Source organism: Pseudodesulfovibrio portus (genome assembly GCF_026000375.1).
Lineage (GTDB): Bacteria > Desulfobacterota > Desulfovibrionia > Desulfovibrionales > Desulfovibrionaceae > Pseudodesulfovibrio > Pseudodesulfovibrio portus.
Window position 1 is genome coordinate 2,140,180 of the sequence record NZ_AP026708.1, and the last position, 16,244, is coordinate 2,156,423.

Annotated in this window: 16 protein-coding genes; 9 read left to right on the forward strand and 7 right to left on the reverse strand. The window is 61.4% G+C overall.

The window, feature by feature from the left end:
* Positions 1 to 146: 146 nt before the first annotated feature.
* The 3 genes from modB to OO730_RS10370 are packed head-to-tail and all read left to right on the forward strand — an operon-like array spanning position 147 to position 2,368.
* A complete protein-coding gene (gene modB / locus OO730_RS10360; protein WP_264981393.1) occupies positions 147 to 836 on the forward strand; it encodes a molybdate ABC transporter permease subunit in 690 nt (229 codons plus the stop codon).
* A gap of 21 nt (positions 837 to 857) precedes the next feature.
* A complete protein-coding gene (modA, locus tag OO730_RS10365; RefSeq protein ID WP_264981394.1) occupies positions 858 to 1,622 on the forward strand; it encodes a molybdate ABC transporter substrate-binding protein in 765 nt (254 codons plus the stop codon).
* Positions 1,623 to 1,624: 2 nt separating this feature from the next.
* Positions 1,625 to 2,368 (forward strand): ABC transporter ATP-binding protein, encoded by a 744-nt coding sequence (locus OO730_RS10370; protein WP_264981395.1) that lies wholly within the window; start codon positions 1,625 to 1,627, stop codon positions 2,366 to 2,368.
* A 70-nt stretch (positions 2,369 to 2,438) separates the two neighbouring features.
* On the opposite strand, the gene OO730_RS10375 is transcribed toward OO730_RS10370, so the two are convergent.
* From OO730_RS10375 to OO730_RS10390, 4 genes are all read right to left on the reverse strand, one after another.
* Positions 2,439 to 2,636 (reverse strand): heavy-metal-associated domain-containing protein, encoded by a 198-nt coding sequence (locus OO730_RS10375; protein ID WP_264981396.1) that lies wholly within the window; start codon positions 2,634 to 2,636, stop codon positions 2,439 to 2,441.
* 82 nt (positions 2,637 to 2,718) lie between these two features.
* Complete coding sequence (locus tag OO730_RS10380) at positions 2,719 to 3,153, reverse strand: hypothetical protein (RefSeq protein ID WP_264981397.1); 435 nt, start codon at positions 3,151 to 3,153, stop codon at positions 2,719 to 2,721.
* Positions 3,154 to 3,232: 79 nt separating this feature from the next.
* A complete protein-coding gene (locus OO730_RS10385) occupies positions 3,233 to 5,725 on the reverse strand; it encodes a heavy metal translocating P-type ATPase (protein ID WP_264981398.1) in 2,493 nt (830 codons plus the stop codon).
* 143 nt (positions 5,726 to 5,868) lie between these two features.
* Complete coding sequence (locus tag OO730_RS10390) at positions 5,869 to 6,297, reverse strand: MarR family winged helix-turn-helix transcriptional regulator (RefSeq protein WP_264981399.1); 429 nt, start codon at positions 6,295 to 6,297, stop codon at positions 5,869 to 5,871.
* Positions 6,298 to 6,355: 58 nt separating this feature from the next.
* Here OO730_RS10390 and OO730_RS10395 point away from each other — a divergent pair, with 58 nt between their 5' ends.
* Positions 6,356 to 6,856 (forward strand): GNAT family N-acetyltransferase, encoded by a 501-nt coding sequence (locus tag OO730_RS10395; RefSeq protein ID WP_264981400.1) that lies wholly within the window; start codon positions 6,356 to 6,358, stop codon positions 6,854 to 6,856.
* On the opposite strand, the gene recQ is transcribed toward OO730_RS10395, so the two are convergent.
* On the reverse strand, positions 6,840 to 9,047 hold the full coding sequence (gene recQ / locus OO730_RS10400; protein WP_264981401.1) for a DNA helicase RecQ: 2,208 nt from the start codon (positions 9,045 to 9,047) through the stop codon (positions 6,840 to 6,842). The two genes, OO730_RS10395 and recQ, sit on opposite strands and share 17 nt — an antisense overlap.
* A 540-nt stretch (positions 9,048 to 9,587) precedes the next feature.
* Between recQ and OO730_RS10405 the strand changes: the two genes are divergently transcribed.
* The 3 genes from OO730_RS10405 to OO730_RS10415 all read left to right on the forward strand — a co-directional run bounded on the left by OO730_RS10405 (position 9,588) and on the right by OO730_RS10415 (position 12,052).
* Complete coding sequence (locus OO730_RS10405; protein ID WP_264984145.1) at positions 9,588 to 10,238, forward strand: IS1595 family transposase; 651 nt, start codon at positions 9,588 to 9,590, stop codon at positions 10,236 to 10,238.
* A gap of 571 nt (positions 10,239 to 10,809) precedes the next feature.
* A complete protein-coding gene (locus OO730_RS10410; RefSeq protein ID WP_264981402.1) occupies positions 10,810 to 11,025 on the forward strand; it encodes a hypothetical protein in 216 nt (71 codons plus the stop codon).
* Between the two features lie 46 nt (positions 11,026 to 11,071).
* Positions 11,072 to 12,052, forward strand: coding sequence for a substrate-binding periplasmic protein (locus tag OO730_RS10415; protein ID WP_264981403.1), 981 nt, complete (start codon positions 11,072 to 11,074; stop codon positions 12,050 to 12,052).
* A gap of 28 nt (positions 12,053 to 12,080) precedes the next feature.
* Here the strand turns inward: OO730_RS10415 and OO730_RS10420 are convergent, their stop codons facing one another.
* Positions 12,081 to 12,824: a DUF4197 domain-containing protein gene (locus tag OO730_RS10420; protein WP_264981404.1), complete on the reverse strand. Its 744-nt coding sequence runs from the start codon at positions 12,822 to 12,824 to the stop codon at positions 12,081 to 12,083.
* A gap of 128 nt (positions 12,825 to 12,952) precedes the next feature.
* Positions 12,953 to 13,369: a hypothetical protein gene (locus OO730_RS10425; protein WP_264981405.1), complete on the reverse strand. Its 417-nt coding sequence runs from the start codon at positions 13,367 to 13,369 to the stop codon at positions 12,953 to 12,955.
* Between the two features lie 422 nt (positions 13,370 to 13,791).
* Here OO730_RS10425 and OO730_RS10430 point away from each other — a divergent pair, with 422 nt between their 5' ends.
* A complete protein-coding gene (locus tag OO730_RS10430) occupies positions 13,792 to 14,637 on the forward strand; it encodes a sulfide/dihydroorotate dehydrogenase-like FAD/NAD-binding protein (RefSeq protein ID WP_264981406.1) in 846 nt (281 codons plus the stop codon).
* Complete coding sequence (gene gltA / locus OO730_RS10435) at positions 14,630 to 16,042, forward strand: NADPH-dependent glutamate synthase (RefSeq protein ID WP_264981407.1); 1,413 nt, start codon at positions 14,630 to 14,632, stop codon at positions 16,040 to 16,042. The genes OO730_RS10430 and gltA overlap by 8 nt, the downstream gene beginning before the upstream one ends.
* Positions 16,043 to 16,244: the final 202 nt, after the last annotated feature.

Sequence of the window (16,244 nt, forward strand, 5' to 3'; positions counted from 1 at the left end):
GTCACGCCTTTGGGTACAAGCGTGACAATATAAACAATTCTCTAAGGTTGTCGTATTGACTGCATTCTGAAGGATGCCCGTTGCCTTTGGTCGGGGCGTCTTTGTGGCGGCGCGACCGCGAGAGTAGCTACCCATTGGAAGAGACAATGAATCTGATCTGGCTCGATTTTACCGATACGGCCTTTACCGGCCCCTTGCTGCTGACCCTCAAGGTGGCCTCCCTGGCAACCGCGGCGGCCCTCGTCTTCGGCGTGGCCGCCGCATATTTCCTGTCCCGGCGGTCCTTTCCCTGCCGGGATTTCGTGGACGCGATCTGCACCCTGCCCATGGTCATGCCGCCCACGGTGCTCGGGTACTACCTGCTGGTGTTCATCGGCAGGAAGGGCGTCCTGGGCGAGTGGTTGCTGGAGAACTTCGGCATCCGGCTGATGTTCACCTGGCAGGGCGCGGTCATCGCCGCCGCCGTGGTGGCCTTCCCCCTGGTGTTCAAGTCGGCCCGGGCCGCCCTGGAAGGGGTGGGCGGGCAGTATGAGGACGCCGCCCGCACCATGGGCCAGGGGGAGTTGGCCGTGTTCCTGCGGGTATCGTTCCCGCTGGCCTTCCGGGGCATCCTCTCCGGGACCATGCTCGCCTTTGCCCGGGCCATGGGCGAGTTCGGGGCCACGCTCATGGTGGCGGGCAACCTGCCCGGCAGGACCCAGACCCTGTCCCTGGCAGTCTATTCCGCCGTCCAGGCCGGGAACGACGGCCTGGCCAACACTCTGGTGCTGGTCATCAGCATCGTCTGCGTGATCATCCTCATGGCCACCGGCAAATTGCTGCAACCCCGTTACTAACCATTTCACAAGGAGATACCCATGCAACGCCGCAACCCCTTTGTCGTCGCCCTTCTGTCCCTGGTCCTGGTCGTCGGGACCGTTTCCGCCGCCTGTGCGCAGGAGCTGATCGTCTCGGCCGCAGCCAGCCTGACCGACGCCTTCAGCGATATCGAGCCCGCATTTGAAAAGGCCCATCCCGGCGTGGACGTGGTCATGAACTTCGCCTCCTCCGGTGCCCTGTATCGCCAGATCGAGCAGGGCGCTCCGGCCGACGTGTACGCCTCGGCCAACCCGAAATGGATGAACAAGGCCGTGGACAAGGGGTTCGTCGATCTCGCCGACGTCCAGGTGTTCGCCCATAATTCACTGGTCCTGGCGGTCCCGGCAGACAACCCGGCCGGCGTCAGGTCCCTGGGCGACCTCTCCGCCTCCAAGGTCGGCTCCATCGGCATCGGCACCCCCGAGACCGTGCCCGCCGGCCAGTACGCCAAGGGCGCGCTGGAGGCCAAGGACCTGTACAATGCGCTCAAGCCCAAGATGATCTTCGGCGAATCCGTGCGCCAGGTGCTGGACTACCTGAAGCGCGGCGAGATAGACTGCGGGTTCGTGTACCGCACGGATGCGGTCAAGGGCGGCGACAGGATTCTGATCGTCGAGGAAATCCCCCTGGAGAAGCCCGTGACCTACCCCGTCTCCGTGCTCAAGGAAGCCACCGATCCTGCCATGGCCCGGGCCTTTGTGCAGTTCGTGCGCAGTGAAGAGGGAATCAAACTGCTGGAAGGCAGGGGTTTCAAGAGGCCGTAATAGTGCGATTTGAAGTCGACATACAAAAGCGGATGCGGTGCGGGAAGGAGGAGTTCCTCCTTTGCGCCGCCTTCGAGACCTCGGACAGCGCCCTGGTGCTGTTCGGGCCTTCCGGCTCGGGCAAGACCCTGACCCTGCAGGCCGTCGCGGGCATCCTCACCCCGGATTCGGGGTGCATCAGGCTCGACGGCAGGGCGGTCTTTGATTCCGCAAAGGGGATCAACGTCCCGGCCAGGAAGCGCAACGTGGGCTATGTGTTCCAGGACTACGCCCTGTTCCCGCATCTCTCCGTGCGCGACAACATCGGCTTCGGCCTGAAACCCCTCCTGGGGCGGCTGACCGGGGCCGACCACGCGCGGGTGGCGGAGCTGATGGACGTCTTCGGCCTGACCGGCGTGGCCGGGCAGAAGCCGTCCACCCTGTCCGGCGGCCAGCAGCAGCGCACGGCCCTGGCCCGCGCCCTGGCCACCTCGCCCCAGGCCCTGCTCCTGGACGAGCCGCTGTCCGCCCTGGACCAGCCCCTGCGCATCCGCATGCGCGAGGAGTTGTCCCGCATCCTGCGCACCTTCGACATCCCCATGGTCATGGTCACCCACGACTCGGACGAGGCCCAGGCCTTTGCCGAATCAGTGGTGGTCTACCGCAACGGCAGCGTCACCGGCATGCATTCGGCACGGGAGATGGAGCGGAACGGGCACAGCCTGTCCGAGGCCATCCAGGCCGAAGTGGCCCTGGCCTACGAGTGACCGGCCCGTTTGTCTGAAATGAAAAAGCCCCGGCCTTGCGGTCGGGGCTTTTCTTGTGCGTTGGCGGGCGCTAGCCCACGTATTCGAAGCCGATCCTGGTGATGGCCTCCTTGATGGCGTCCGTGTCGATAGGGGCGTCTTCCGTGAAGGTCACGTCGCCGGACAGGAGGTCGATGGACACGTCCCTGGCGCCCAGTTTCTCCATGGCTTCGGTGACGGATTTGACGCAGTGCCGGCAGCTCATGCCTTTGACTTTGATGGTGGGCATTGTGGATACTCCTTTCGTTCTTGGGTTCAGGGTACCAAATTCCGGGCCCGGGGGACAGGGCGGATATCGCCTCCCGGCGGGCCTACTTGAGCGCGCCGAGGTCCATTCTGTCGGCGATGGCGGTCATGTCCTCAAGGGAGATTTCCGCATCGCTGATCCGGGCGGGCATACAGAGGATGGTCAGGGTCTTGCCGCAGTCGAGCAGGATCATGAGTCCGCCGGAACCGGGGATGCCGGGTTCGAAAAAGAAGCCGTTTAGCCTTTTGTAGAACACGGGCTGCGCGCCGGTCATTCCCGGCTCCTTGTCCGTGGACAGGGTGAACTGGTAATTCCATTCCTCGGTCTGCAGGCTGACGAAGGCGCTGAGATCGTCCGCGCCGGATGCGATCTTCTGCCCTTGGGGCACGCCCTTGGCGGCCTGGGCTTCCAGTGCGGCCAGGTTGAATGAACCGGCGAGGGCCGTGGCCGCGAGGCCGAGGGTGCAGAGCAGCGTGAGGGCGAGTACGGTTTTCTTCATATCAACTCCTGTGTGAGTAAGCGGTGTGTGGAAGCGAAACCATGTTGAATCAGAATACCGCTTAAACCGCAACTGCGAATTACGCGCCCGCAGGCTTGAAGAAACGCAGCCTGAGCGCGTTGGAGACCACGGTCACCGAGCTCATGGCCATGGCCGTGCCCGCGATCATCGGGTTCAGGGTCGGCCCGCCGAACACGTGCAGCAGGCCTGCGGCCACAGGGATGCCGATGACGTTGAAGGCGAACGCCCAGAACAGGTTCTCCTTGATGTTGCGCATGACGGCCTTGGACAGGTTCAGCCCCGTGAGCAGGGCGTGCAGGTCCGACTGCATGAGCACCATGTCGCCGGATTCCACGGCCACGTCGATGCCCGAACCCATGGCGATGCCGATGTCGGCGCGGGCCAGGGCCGGGGCGTCGTTGATGCCGTCGCCCACCATGGCCACCTTGCGCCCCTCCGCCTGGAGCTTCTCCACTTCCTCGGCCTTGCGGTCGGGCAGGACCCCGGCGATGACCGTGTCGATGCCCGCCTTGTCCGCCACCACGCGGGCGTTGGCCTCCACGTCGCCGGTGAGCATGATCGGGGTCAACCCCGCCTTCCTGAGCCGGGCCACGACCGCGGGGGTCTCGTCGCGCATCTCGTCGGCGATGGCGAACAGGGCGTTGAGTTTGTTGTCCGAAGCGAAATAGACCACCGTGGCTCCCTGGCTCTCGAAGTGGGGCACGGCCTGTCGGCCCAGGGTGTCCTCGCCGAAGTCGAAGCCGTGTTCCTCCATGAGCGCCCAGTTGCCGATGACCACCTCGCGGTAGCCGACCTTGGCCTTGATGCCCTTGCCCGGAATGGCCTCGAAGGACTCCGCCGCGGGGATATCCAGGTTCTTGTCCTTTGCCAACCGGACCATGGCCTGGGCCAGGGGGTGCTCGGACTGGCTCTCTGCGGCGGCGGCCAGATAGATTGCCTCGGTCTGGGCCATGGTGCCCCGGAGCATGACCACCTCGGCCACCTCGGGGCGTCCGTGGGTCAGGGTGCCGGTCTTGTCGAAGACCACGGTGTCGATCTCGCCCGCCTCCTGCAGGGTGCGGCCGGACTTGATGAGCACGCCGAGCTGCGCGCCGCGTCCGGTGCCGACCATGATGGAGACCGGCGTTGCCAGCCCCATGGCGCAGGGGCAGGCGATGACCATGACGGCCACGAAGATGCGCAGGCTGAACGGGAAGCCCGCTCCGCCGACGAAGTACCAGGCCAGCCCGGCCATGAGGGCGAGGGCCATGACCGAGGGCACGAAATAGTAGCTGATGCGGTCGGCCAGGTTGGCGATGGGGGCCTTGGACCCCTGTGCTTCCTGGACCAGCCGGACGATGCGCGAGAGCATGGTGTCCGCGCCCACGCGCTCGGCCTTGACGGTCAATGCGCCGTGGGTGTTGAGCGTGCCGCCCGCCACGGGGTCGCCCACGCTCTTGCCCACGGGCATGGGCTCGCCGGTGAGCATGGACTCGTCCACCGACGAGCGTCCGTCCACAACGGAGCCGTCCACCGGGATGCGCTCGCCGGGCTTGACCAGGAGAAGGTCGCCGGGTTCCACCTCGTCGATGGGGATGGTCACCTGCTCGCCGTCCTTCAGGAGGGTGGCCGTGTCCGGGGCGAGCTGCATGAGCGAGCGGATGGCGTCCGAGGTCTTGAGCTTGCTGCGGGCCTCGAAATACTTGCCTAGGGAGATCATGGCGATGAGCACGGCGGCGGATTCATAATAAAGGTCCATGGCCAGCATGTGCGCGTCCCCGCCCAACCCCATGAGGAGCGTGTTCCACAGGGAATAGAGGAAGGCCGCGCCCGTGCCCATGGCCACCAGGGAGTCCATGTTCGGTCCGCCGCGCAAAAGCGCCGGGATGCCCTGGAGATAGAAGTTCCGTCCGGACCAGACCACGGGCAGGGTCAGCAGGAGCTGGGCCAGCCCGAAGGCCACGGGGGAATGGGCCGGGTCGAGAAAGACGGGCAGGGGCATGCCCCACATGTGGCCCATGGACAGGATGAGCAGGGGCAGGGCGAACAGGAAGGCCGGGACGAGTTCCCGTTTCTGTGCGGCCAGCCGCTCCTCGGCCTCGCGGCGGCGGTCCTCGAACAGGTTGGCGGTCTCGGACTGGACCTCGGAGGTGAACCCGGCGTCGGCGATGGCCTGGCGGATGGCCCGGCGCGAGACTTGGGACGGGTCAAAGGAGAAGGAGCCGGTGTTGGCGGCCAGGTTGACCGAGGCCGCATCCACGCCCGGCAGGTTGCCCACCACGCGCTCGATGCGCGAGGAGCAGGAGGCGCAATGCATGCCGCCGATGGCCAGGTCGAGCTTCTCCGGTCCGTCTTCATTGATGAAGGCGGCTTCGAAGCCGAGGTCCTTGATGCGGTCGCCCACCTGGTCCGGGGTGACGGTCTCGGGGTCGTACGTCATGGATATGGTCTCGGCGGCCAGGTTCACGGAGATTTCGTCCACGCCGTCCATCCCCCCGACCACGCGCTCGATGCGCCCGGAGCAGGCCGCGCAATGCATGCCTTTTATCTGTGCCTGTATGGTCTTGCTCATTGAAAATCCTTCTCAATTGGTATGGGCCCATAGTGCGCATGATTTGGGCCGTTGGCAAGGGGGGATTTTTTATCGATGCTTCGGGGCCGGGCATGCGCCTGTGATCAATAGGAAAAGCGGCGCAGTCAGGGTACGGCGCGGGCTCAACGGGAAAGGATGGATTCGATGTCGGCCATGGCGGCCAGCAGCCGCTTGCGCCGGTCAGGGTCGAGCCCGGACAGCACTGCGCGCGCCTGATCCGCGGCCTTTGCGTGGAGGTCGGCCATGAGGGCCTGCCCTTCCGGCGTCAGGGAGAGTTCCTTGATCCGGGCGTCGGTCCCGGACGGGGTTGTCCCGACCCACCCCTGCTTGTGGAACCGCTTCACGATCCGGCTGACATACCCCTTGTCCAACCCCAGCCGCTCCCGCAGCTCGCGGGCCGGTGAGCCGGGGTGCGCGTCCAGCTCGTAGAGGATGCGCGCCTCGGTCAGGCTGATGGGATGATCGTAGAGCGAGTCGGCCAGCAGGCCGAGATAGTTGGTGTAAAACCTGTTGAAATGACGGAACCGGTCGATCTGCGTTCGGGATTTCATGGGTGGAATGTGGCAAATGTGGTTGACAAAGTCAACTATATTGGCAACAGTCCCAGCCATGAGCGAGACAGCCATTCATCCCTACTCGCCGGGAACCGTTGGCGAGGTGGTCCGGGCCCACGCGGCCTACTATGGTCTTCGCTGGGATTTCGACGCCCGGTTCGAGGCCCAGGTGTCGCGCGAGCTTGGGGAGTTCATCCGAGAATTCGACGCGGCCCGCGACGGGTTCTGGCGGGCCGAATGCGACGGGAAGTTTGCCGGGGGCGTGGCCGTGGACGGGTCGCGGTCGGGCCATGGGTGTGCCCGGTTGCGGTGGTTCATCGTGCCCGAATCGTTTCAGGGCAAGGGGATCGGTTCACGCCTGTTCGACGCGGCCATGGATTTCTGCCGCGAGCGGGGATTGCACACCGTGCATCTGTGGACGTTCGCCGGGCTGGACGCGGCCCGCGCACTGTATGAGCGCGGCGGCTTCCGGCTGGTCGAGGAGGCCGTGGGCGACGGCTGGGGGCCGGTCATAACGGAGCAGAAATTCGTCCTGTCCCTCAGGCCGACGCCTTGAGGAACCGCAGCATCTCGTAGGAGTATTGCTTGTTCAGGGTCTCGTAGACCGGGGTCATGGACACGATGCCCTTAGCTTCGAAGGATTTGATGGAGGACAGGATCAGGTCGATTTCGCCGTCGGTCAGGTCCACCACGGCGCGGTAGTCCAACCTGCCGAGGGTCGCGGCCTGAGCCAGATGTTTCCAGATGGACGGCGGCTTCAATCCCCGCACCTCGGCCACCCGGTCCACGTCGCCGTGCCTGTTGAAGAGTTCCAGGGTCTTTTCTTCCGTGGCGGACAGCTCGAATTTTTTCGTCTTTTTCTTTTCCAGCTTTTCCCGCAGTTCCTCGGGTATTTCCGGGACCCCGGCGGGCCTGCCGTGTTCCGCCTCATGGGTCTTCATGCAGTCCAGAAAGGTCTCGCCGTAGTGGTTGAGCTTGTTCAGGCCCACGCCGGGAATGCAGCCGAAGTCTTCGAGGTTGGCCGGCCTGTATCGGACCAGCTCCAGCAGGGTCTTGTCCGCGAAGATGGCATAGGGCGGCACCCCCTGCTCCTCGGCCACATTGAGCCGCAGGTCGCGCAGGGCTTCGAACAGGGCTTCGGCCTCCCAACTCGTGAGCACGTCCTCGGCCATGGCCGGGACGCGCCGTTTTTTCTTTTTGGACGCCTTGGGCAGGACCGGGTCCGTGCGCAGCCGGACGGTCTGCTCGCCCTTGAGCACGGGCCAGGACCGCTCGTTCAGGGTCAGGGCGTTGAACCGGTCGAGGTCCACGGAGCACAGCCCTGCGGCCAGAAGCTGCCGGTAGACCGACTTCCATTGATCCTGACTCATCTCCGTGCCGATGCCGAAGGTGGACACCTGGTCGTGGCCGAACCGCCGGATGCGGTCGTTGTCCGCGCCCGCCAGCACCTGTGCCAGGTAGTTGACGCCGAACCGCTGCTCGGTGCGGAAGATGTTGGACAGCGCCTTTTGCGCGGCCTCGGTACCGTCCCAGGTCTCCACCGGGCTCAAACAGTTGTCGCAGTTGCCGCACGGCTCGATGTGTTCGCCGAAATAGCCGAGCAGGGCCTGGCGGCGGCAGGACGCGGTTTCCAGGAAGGCGAACAGGGAGGCGAGCTTGGAGTGCTCCACCCGCTTTCGCGTCTCATTGGCCTCGCCCGCGTCGATCATGGCCCGCATGACCGCGATGTCCTGCATGCCGAAACACATCCAGGCCGAGGCGGGCAGTCCGTCGCGGCCCCCGCGCCCGGTCTCCTGGTGGTAGGCCTCAAGGGACTTGGGCGGCTCCAGGTGGCAGACAAAGCGCACGTTGGGCTTGTCCACGCCCATGCCGAAGGCGATGGTGGCCACCATGATCACGCCCTCCTCGCGCATGAACCGGTCCTGGTTCCGGGCGCGGTCTGCGGCTGACATGCCCGCGTGATAGGGCAGGGCGTTGTATCCTTCCCTGCACAGAAATTCCGCTGTCTGCTCCACCTTCTTGCGCGAGAGCCGGTAGACGATGCCCGCGTCCTGGGGATGGTTGTCCCGGATGAACCGCTTCAACATGGAGTTGGCGTTCTTCTTGGGCACCACGGAGTAGGTGATGTTGGGCCGGTCGAACCCGGTGGCGAACGTCTGCGCGTTCTCCAGTTGCAGGTTGCGCACGATGTCCGCCTGGGTGGGCTTGTCCGCCGTGGCCGTGAGCGCCAGGCGCGGCACGTCGGGGAACCGCTCCTTGAGGATGGAAAGCTGCGTGTATTCAGGCCGGAAATCGTGCCCCCACTGGGACACGCAGTGCGCCTCGTCAATGGCGAACAGGGCCGGGTTGCACTTGGCCAGGAAGTCGAGGAAGCCGGGTTTGCACAGCCGCTCCGGGGCCACGTACAGCAGGTCGAGCTGCCCGTTTTCCAGCATGCGCTCGATGTCGTAGGCCGTGTTCGGGTCGAGCGCGGAGTTCAGGCAGGCCGCGCGCACGCCCATCTGGGTCAGCCCCTGCACCTGGTCCTGCATCAGCGCGATGAGCGGCGACACGCACACGCCCACCCCACGGCGCAGCATGGAGGGAATCTGGTAGCACAGGGACTTGCCCCCGCCCGTGGGCATGAGCACAAGGGCGTCGCCCCCGGACATGACCTGATCGATGATCGGCTCCTGCAGCCCGATAAAGTCGGTGAACCCGAACACGGAAGAAAGGATTTCGCGAGGCGAGGGTGTGGCTGAGGACATGGAGAGCGAGGGTATGGCAAAGGACCGGGGAAGGCAATGGTGAGTGTCGCTTTGGGGTGCGCGGCATTGACAGTTTGTCGATCAACTCCCTTTCGTATCTCAGATGGACGCTTTTGTGCAAAGGAGTGGTGTGTATTTGGGGTGTACTCTAGGTGGACCTTACGTGTGATAGAAACAAACTCGACTCAGGCTCTAAAAAGGCCAGAGCTACAATCAGAGGATTTCTAAATCGAAAAACTGAGTATGCATCAGACATACCAACGAAAATGCGACTATTGGGCTTGACAACCAGTTAACCTAACACAGTAAAGGGGTTGTAGGAGGCCGGGGAAAAATCACAATTTTAATGGGTATTTATCTGTGGAATACGTGCGATAGTTTGTTTCATTATGGAACTCGCTGTTTAAACTGGCGATTTTCAGAACTCATTGATTTTATTGAAAGCCTCCACACGACTTTTATGTCGAAAACTAACCCAACTGATATACATAATATTTTTGGGGCTGTACCAGATAACTCCGTTGGGGTATCGGTATGGCAATGCGAAAGAGCCGTTTAGGTCGCGAGAAGCAGCTCCGTTTGATTGAGCATTTTGTAGCCGGGACAACAGCACGATGTGCCGCTGATCTGGTCGGCGTGAACTTCAAAACGGCTGCGTATTACTTTCACCGGATTCGTGAAATTATAGCCGAAGAAGAGGCCAACGAAGGAATGGCTTTCGGCGAATTTGAAGTCGATGAAAGCTATTTCGGCGGCAGGCGAAAGGGCAAACGAGGTCGTGGGGCCGCAGGGAAAGTGCCCGTGTTCGGGATCCTTAAAAGGGGCGGGAAGGTACACACACAGGTGATTCCCGACGCCAAAGGCAAAACGCTGATGCCGATTATCCAGGAGAAGATCCAGCCCGACAGCGTTGTTTACTCAGATTGCTGGTACGGCTACAATGTCCTCGATGTGTCCGAATTCAAGCACTTCAGGATCAACCACTCCAAGTTGTTCGCCGACAGCCAGAATCACATCAATGGGATTGAGAACTTTTGGAACCAAGCCAAACGCCACATGAGAAAATTCAACGGCATTCCTACCAAGCATTTCCATCTCTTTTTGAAGGAATGCGAGTGGCGCTTTAACAACAGCAATCCGCGAAGGCAACTTAAACAGTTGAAACAGTGGGTTAAGAAGCATATGGGCTAGTTATCTGGTACAGCCCCATATTTTTTTCTCAACTTTATCTAGCAAAATTTTAAAGAAAACACGATGATAGTATTTTTATACATGTGGATAAATTTTCCACAATTCGAATATTTGCTTATAATCCTGAAAAATCCATAAATATGAACATCGTAGGCATTTTTTTTCTGACATCCCCCTGTACAAAAGAAATTTCGCTTGGTAAAAGAAAAAGGCCATGAAGCTGCAACTCCATGGCCCTCTGGGTGGACTTTCTATGCTAGGTGGGTCCACCTACACGATCAACCCCTACTGGCGTAGGCCTTGAATGTGTATGTACATCCTCACACTACCACGCCAGAAAAGTCGATACAAGAGAAAATAGCGCCTAGCATGGAGGTCTAAGTGACCGAAGATTATACCATTATCTTCAGACCTTGGATTCGCCATCCCAAGACGGGGGAAAAAATTTATCCCCGGAAAGGGAAGGTTTTCCCGATCAAAGTGAAGAAGTCGAAATAACTTCTTCGTGACAAATGGGAAGGGCATAAGGCCTGCCCTTCCCTCTCTTGAACCTCAAAGAAAGGACTTTATCATGGCTAATCACATCAAAGGCAATCGCGACGGCGAAAATGGACGAAACGAATCCTACCGAATCCCCGGCAGAAGTTCTTCCATCGACCGAGACACGCTTGTTCGTGAAGTTGAGGCAGGCAAACACCCAGACTTTGGGACATACACTCGCAATGGCGAGACCTACGTTAGAGCAAACCCCGACTATACTGAAAGCAACAGCGTAAACAACGAGTAACCCTCAATGGCTCCGGGGCAACTCGGAGCCAACTTCAGTAGGAAGTGTGGCCTTAATTTCACCACGCAATCCGATCACGAGATTACTCAACCGCATCCCGTTTACTGGATTGTGGTTTGATTGGTTTGCATGCACCGGCCCACGAAAATGGCTTGCAGGGATCGCACTCGGCGCCTGTACCTGTCGGCCCGTCCCACAAATATATCTTGTAAAGTTTTCCGGCGCGGGTATGCTTTTTGGCATGGGACCTTGCCTGAAATTCAAAGCGCGACTGGCCTTGTCGGTGTGCGCTCTTGGTTGCGCCTTTTTGATGATGGCCTGCCCTCTTCCCTCTCGCGCCGAAGAACAATTCGTTTCCGTCTGGTCCTACTACTGCTTCCCTCCTTTCGTCACATCAAAGAACCAGGGCTTGTCTCATGAGTTGATTGAATTGCTGAACGCAAGAGGTCAGGGCCGGTTCAGGTTCGAGCTGCGGCTGCTGCCCAGAAAGCGAATCGATTTGCTCCTCTCGGACGGCATTACGGGCCTCGTTCTCTTTGTTAATCCGTCATGGATGGGGCTCAGGAATCTGCAAAAATACGAATGGACCCCTTCGCTCTTCTCGGACAGGAACGTTATCGTCTCGAATGTATCCAGGAAGGTTGATTTCACCGGGCCGGAGTCTCTTGTCGGACTGACGTTGGGAGGGATTATCGGGCGTAAATACGAGGCCCTGGATGAACTGGTCGACGCAGGTTTGATCAAGAGAGACGACACAACCAGTGAAAAGTCAAACCTGCTGAAGCTCTGCGAGAAACGCATTGATTTCACGACAGGCCCGGAGACCATGCTGCGGCCGCTGGTGGCAAGTCTCTGTATTGATGGCCAAATCTATTTTTCCCCAACCCCGCTTTTCCAATACACCAGACACATTCTCATCTCAGATGCGTCGCCCGCGCTTTCCGAATTCATCGTGCAATTTGTCAGGGAGCTTCCGGCGAATCCCAAATGGATCGCCATCAAGGACAAGTACAAATTGCGTGACTGACAGCCCTGCGCCACCCCGGCCAGACCTCCTAGATACTCCCGAAAACCTTTTGCAGGATGTCCGAGGTGCGGGCCACGGGATTCTCGCGGATGTTCTTTTCTTCCTGCCCCATGATGTAAAAGAGGCCCTCAAGCGCCATGTCCGTCACATAGCCGTCCAGGTCGGTGGCAGCGCTCTTTATGCCTGCGAGCCGGGCGGCGTTGGTCATTGTCTTGTAGTATTGGGTGACATCGACGCTGTCCATGGCCTCGCTGACGATGGGTTCGACCTTGACCTTGAGGTCCGGGGACATGACGCGCTGAAAATATTCGGTGGCCGCCGTGTCGCTCCCCTTGAGGATGTCCATGGCGTCCTGGAAGGTCATCTGCCGGATGGCCGTCATGAAGGCGTCCCTTGTGAAGGGCACCGCCTGTTCAGCCGCGCGGTTCATGCTGGTCACGAAGTCGTCGGCCAATTGGTCCTGGCCCACAAGCCGCAGCGTGGTCTCCACCTTGCTTAGGGAATCGGGCATGGGGATTTTGACCTTGTCGTTGCCCAGGAACCCGTCGGTTTGACCCAGAGCATCGATGGATATTCCCACGGCCTTGTCCAGAGCGGCCTTGAGCCCGCTGATTGCCTCGTCGGTCGTGATGGAGCGTGTCCCGGAGGTCTCCGCCGTGTCGTTCTGCAGGTGTTCTTCCCCGGCCTTTTTGAGGGTGTCGAGCCAACCTGCCTGACCGAGTGTGGGCAGGGCGATGACAAGAATCAAGGCAAGAAAGCGGCATGTACGCATGGTTTCTCCATCGTTAAAGGGAAAAGGAGCGATTGGGAGCATAGCACCAAGACCTTGAGGGGGTAAACGGTGGATCACCGGAGAGAGGTTATAAATCGGTACTGCCCGAAATATTCAGTGCAGACGTGCTACACCACCCCGGCCAGCATGTTGCCGGGCAGGGGGAGGGCATCCTCGGAGGACTTGGCATAGGCGGTAAGGGCTGAGCGCATGCGGTGCAGGGAGGGCTTGTTGCCGTCAAAGGCCTCGGCGCGCAGGTCGCGGTAGCTCGCGCCTTCGCGGCCCACCCGGGCGCGCAGGGATTCCACCTCGGCCTCGGTCCTGAAGGCCCGGGCCTTTTCCTTTTTCTCGCGGACGTCTTTTGAGAGGGAGGGGTCGAGGACCGTTCGTTCCTGCCGGTAGTCCAGGCCGAACTTGCCCAGGCGGAAACCGAACGACGTGGTGGTCGTCCTGGCCTGCGGCTGTACCGACGCCTTCTCGCCCGTCCTTTCGACAAGCTCCGAAGTCCTGCGGTATTGTTCCGATGCCTGGGAAGAAATCTTCACGGCAGACTCCTGCAAACATGGTGTACGACCCTTTCCATAAAAAAGGGCCGTGGCGCATCACATTGCAGCCCGGCCGTCCCTGAAGCTTTCGCTTCGCTCTATCCAGAGGGACCCGTGGTTTTCCGCTTCCCGTCCGTGGGAATTGGCAAATCCGAATCAGTCAACTCGGACTATACTATAGCCACTCACCCTTTTTTTGACAAGTCCCGGCGTTTGGAGCTACTGACTAACACCTTTCGCAGAATTTTCTTTCAGGTTCCGTGAGAGGAGAGAGAGTTGTTTCATATCAATCAGGGTTGACGAGAACGGTTCGCGCACAGGGCGCATACCGGGTCTTTTCCTTGCGCGCGGCGACGTGCGCCGGGAAACGCCCGGCATGCGGCTGCGCACGGGCACGGCTGTCGGCAACCGGAGGTTCCGAGATGGGTTACACGATTCGAGTCAAAGAGGAGTTGATCCCGGGCCAGACCACCATGATGGTCATTGAAGCGCCCCAGATCGCCAAGAAGGCCAAGCCCGGCAACTTCGTCATGCTCCGCGTCAGCGAGCACGGCGAGCGCATCCCCCTGACCATCGCCGACTGCGATGCCGAACAGGGCACCGTCACCATCGTCTACCTGGTGGTGGGCAAGACCACGGCCGAGATGAACACCCTCAAGCAGGGCGATCAGTTCATGGACGTGTGCGGCCCGCTGGGCAAGGCCACCCATATCGAGAAATCCGGCACCGTGGTCTGCGTGGGCGGCGGCACCGGCATCGCGGCCATGCACCACATCGCCAAGGGCCACGTGGAAGCGGGCAACCGCGTCATCGCCATCATCGGCGCGCGGAGCAAGAACCTCCTCCTGTTCTGTACCGAACTGTCCTCCTTCTGCCCCGAGGTGCGCATCGCCACCGACGACGGGAGCGAGGGCCACAAGGGGTTCGTCACCGAGATTTTAAAGGATATCCTGGAGACCGAGGACGAAGTGGCCGAAGTGGTCGCCATCGGCCCGGTGCCCATGATGGAGGCCGTGTGCCGCGTGACCCTGCCCTTCGGCACCAAGACCACCGTGTCGCTCAACTCCATCATGGTCGACGGCATCGGCATGTGCGGCGCCTGCCGCTGCACCGTGGGCGGCAAGACCCTGTTCGCCTGCGTGGACGGCCCGGAGTTCGACGGTCATCAGGTGGACTTCGGCGAGCTGAAGTCCCGTCTCTGGCAGTTCAAGAAGCAGGAAGAAGAGTCCATGGAATTGTTCAGCAAGGAGTGTCGGTGCAATGGCTGATAAGAAAAGGAAAGTCCGTGCCCGGACGCCCATGCCCCATCAGGACCCCATCGAGCGCGGCACCAATTTCAACGAGGTCGCCCTGGGCTATTCCAGGGAACAGGCCCTCATAGAGGCCGAGCGTTGCCTGCAGTGCAAGAAGCCGCTGTGCCAGCAGGGCTGCCCGGTCAACATCGACATCAAGGGGTTCATCGCCTGCCTCGTGGACGACGACCTCAAGGGCGCCTACGACACCATCCGCCAGACCAACTCCCTGCCTGCGGTCTGCGGCCGGGTCTGCCCGCAGGAGACCCAGTGCGAGGGCCAGTGCATCCTCGGCAAGAAGCACGAGCCCGTGGCCATCGGTCGGCTGGAACGCTATGTGGCCGACACCTTCGCCGCCCAGTCCGCGTGCGAGGACGTGACCGACCTGTCCACCTGCGCCCTGGAACGCGAAGACCTCAAGGTGGCCTGCATCGGCGCGGGCCCGTCGTCGCTGACCGTGGCCGGGTACCTGGCCGGGCGCGGCATCAAGGTGGACGTGTTCGAAGCTCTGCACGAGCCGGGCGGCGTACTCGTCTACGGCATCCCGGAATTCCGTCTGCCCAAGGCCGTGGTCGCCCGCGAGCTGGACGGTCTCAAGGCGTTGGGCGTGACCTTCCACACCAACTGGGTGGGCGGCAAGACCATCACCATCCAGGACCTGCTGGACCAGGGCTACAACGCCGTGTTCATCGGCGTGGGCGCGGGACTGCCCCGTTTCCTGGGCGTGCCCGGCGAAAACCTGGTCGGCGTGTTCTCGGCCAACGAGTACCTGACCCGCGTCAACCTGGGCCGGGCCTATGAATTCCCCAACTACGACACCCCGGCCTACAAGGCCCGCCGCGTGGCCGTGCTCGGCGCGGGCAACGTGGCCATGGACGCCGCCCGCACCGCCCTGCGCATGGGCGCGGACGAGGTGTCCATCGTCTACCGCCGGTCCGAGGAAGAAATGCCCGCCCGCTGGGAAGAGATCGAACACGCCGTCGAGGAGGGCGTCAGGCTGCGCTGCCTGTGCGGCCCCGCCTCCTTCCACGGCGACAACCAGGGCCGCCTCAAGGCCATGACCGTGCAGAAGATGGCCCTGGGCGACCCAGACGAGTCAGGCCGCTGCTCCCCGGTCTGCATCGAGGGCGAGACCGAACAGCTCCAGTGCGACATGGCCATCATCGCCGTGGGCACCCGGCCCAACCCCGTGCTCCTGGAAGCCACCCCGGACCTGACCCTCAACAAGTGGGGCTACATCGAGGCCGACCCGGAAACAGGCGAGACCTCCATCCCCAACGTCTTTGCCGGCGGTGACATCGTCACCGGTGCGGCCACGGTCATTTCGGCCATGGGCGCGGGGAGGCGGGCTGCTAAAACAATCGCTGAGCGATTGATTTAGCAGCCGGGCGGCTTGCGATAGCGGGCCATCTGCACATTTTTCGGGCTCGATTTGATCCTCAACGTAGCGCTGCTACGCCTGCGGTCAAATCGGCCCGAGATACCCAAGGGCATTAGATCTTGTACGGCTCGAGGGACTCGCCTACAATTCACTATAAATGCACAGCTGACCCACTCTCCCAAGCCTCACCAGGGTGGAATAA